This window comes from Pseudomonas sp. (assembly GCF_050739995.1).
Classification (GTDB): Bacteria; Pseudomonadota; Gammaproteobacteria; order Pseudomonadales; family Pseudomonadaceae; genus Aquipseudomonas.
Genome location: NZ_JBOICG010000319.1, coordinates 1 through 2,625 on the forward strand (window position 1 = coordinate 1; position 2,625 = coordinate 2,625).

2 protein-coding genes are annotated in these 2,625 nt (G+C 59.7%); both read left to right on the forward strand.

Annotation, left to right across the window (positions count from 1 at the left end; translation table 11 throughout):
• Window positions 1-141: 141 nt before the first annotated feature.
• Window positions 142-1,425 (forward strand): L-pipecolate oxidase, encoded by a 1,284-nt coding sequence (gene amaA / locus ACRESD_RS10745; RefSeq protein WP_431750888.1) that lies wholly within the window; start codon window positions 142-144, stop codon window positions 1,423-1,425.
• 374 nt (window positions 1,426-1,799) lie between these two features.
• On the forward strand, window positions 1,800-2,625 hold an 826-nt coding region (locus ACRESD_RS10750), incomplete at its 3' end, for a branched-chain amino acid ABC transporter substrate-binding protein (protein ID WP_431750889.1).

Below are 2,625 nucleotides of genomic sequence, written 5' to 3' on the forward strand. Positions count from 1 at the left end.
GGGCTTGCCCCCGATGGCGGTGGATCAGTTGTATATCTGTTGACTGACACACAGCAATCGGGGGCAAGCCCCCTCCCACATTTGATTGGGTCTGCAATTCAAAATAAGAGTGGTTTGTTAGGTTTCATTCGGAGTCTGGCAATGGCATTACGCGAAGCATGTTTATGGGAACAACTGACCCCCGGCCGGCCCGATCGCGCTGCGCTCAAGGGTGAGGTCAAGGTGGATGTGTGTGTGATCGGCGCCGGGATCACCGGGTTGTCCGCCGCCATTCATTTGCTGGAGCAGGGCAAAAGCGTCGCCGTGCTGGAGGCTCATCGCACCGGTCACGGCGGTTCGGGGCGCAACGTCGGGCTGGTCAACGCCGGCATGTGGATTCCCCCGGACGAGATCGAAGCCGGTTTTGGCGAGGCGGTAGGCAGCCAGCTCAACCGCATGTTGGGCGCGGCGCCGTCCCTGGTGTTCAGCCTGATCGACAAGTACAACATCGATTGCCAATTGCGCCGCGAAGGTACGTTGCACATGGCGCACAACGCCCGCGGCGAGGCGGATTTGCGCAGTCGCGAAGCACAATGGAAACGCCGTGGCGCACCCGTTGAGTTGCTCACCGGGCAGGCGTGCGAGCAAGCCACGGGCACCCAAAAGATCGCCGCCGCGCTGCTGGACCGGCGTGCCGGCACCTTGAACCCGATGGCCTACACCACGGGGTTGGCGAATGCCGCGGTAGGCCTGGGTGGGCAGTTATTTGACCACTCGCCGGTCACCCAGCTTGAGCGACAAGGTTCGTACTGGTCGGTACAGACCGCCCAGGGTTCGGTGCAGGCCGCACAAGTGGTGATCGCCTCCAACGCCTATACCGAGGGCGAGTGGACTGAACTTCGACGCAATTTCTTCCCAGGCTATTACTACCAAGTCGCCTCGGCCCCGTTGACGGACGAGGCTGCCAAGCGAATCCTGCCGGGAGGCCAAGGCTCCTGGGATACCCGCCAGGTACTGAGCAGCATTCGCCGCGATGCCGACGGTCGGTTGTTGCTCGGCAGCCTGGGCAACGGCAACCAGAAACCAACGTGGTTCCTCAAGGCGTGGGCCGATCGGGTGCAGCAGCATTACTTCCCGTACCTCAAATCGGTGCAGTGGGAATGCACCTGGACCGGCTGCATCGCCTTCACCCCCGACCACTTGATGCGCCTGTTCGAGCCCGCCCCCGGGCTGGTGGCGGTCACCGGCTATAACGGACGTGGCGTGACCACGGGCAGCGTGGTCGGCAAGGCGTTCGCCGACTACTTGTGTCACCAGAATCCCCAGGCGCTGCCGATTCCCTTCGCACCGATGCAGCCGTTGGCCGGAGTGGGGCTGCGCAGTTGCCTCTACGAAGCCGGGTTCTCGCTGTATCACGCCGGGCAATGCCTGAGGATCGTGATCTGATCAGCGAAATACCGCTCAGAAGCCTGCATTTTCTTAGCAGGCTACTAATCTGTATTGGTGCAAGTCGTAGCAATCACGCACTGTAAATGTGCAGTTCCGTTACGCCGTTTGTTACAGGTGTAGGAACTGTCGTTTATCCATCTGGTTGCAGGTGCGACCTGCCAGGGTTGTACTTTTTTGGCTTGCTGGTTGCACCTCTTCAGGCTAGACGGTTGCACGTCCTGGCAAAAGGAGCCGAAACGCCCGTAATAACAATGACACCGTGTCTTTTTGAAGAATAAAAACGTAATGGCACGCGCCTTGCTCTTGGCTTCAAGTGGAAAGTTTGAATGCAAGTTGTCGTGCCAAAAATCAAAAATATCGGAGCACCACTCATGTCCCAGACGTTTTACAAGAAAGGTTTTCTGGCCCTCGCCGTTGCAGCGGCGCTGGGCGTTTCTACGTTTGTTCAAGCTGATGTGAAGATTGGCGTGGCAGGCCCGATGACGGGCGCCAACGCGGCTTTCGGTGAGCAGTACATGAAGGGTGCCCAGGCGGCAGCCGATGTGGTTAACAAGGCCGGCGGCATCAACGGTGAGAAAATCGTGCTGGTCAAAGGCGATGATGCTTGCGAGCCAAAACAAGCGGTGGCCGTGGCCAACCGTCTGGTCGACCAGGACAAGGTGATCGGCGTGGTCGGGCACTTCTGCTCGTCGAACACCATTCCGGCGTCCGAGGTCTATAACGATGCGGGTGTGATTGCGATCACGCCTGGCTCCACCAACCCTCAAGTGACTGAGCGTGGCATGACCGCCATGTTCCGCATGTGCGGGCGTGACGACCAGCAAGGTATCGTTGCCGGCGACTACATCGTCGACGTGCTCAAGGGCAAGAAGGTTGCCGTGATCAACGACAAGGACACCTATGGCAAAGGCCTGGCCGATGCTACCGCTGCCCAGTTGACCAAGCGCGGCGTCAAGCCGGTGATCGAAGAAGGCCTGACCCGTGGCGAGAAAGACTTCAGCGCCCTGGTTACCAAAATCCGTGCGGCTGGGGCTGACGTCGTGTACTTCGGCGGCCTGCATCCGGAAGCCGGTCCACTGGTTCGTCAGCTTCGTGAAGCGGGTCTCAAGGACGTCAAGTTCATGTCCGATGACGGCGTAGTAACCGACGAACTGGTTGCCACCGCTGGCGGCGCGCAATACGTCGATGGCGTGTACA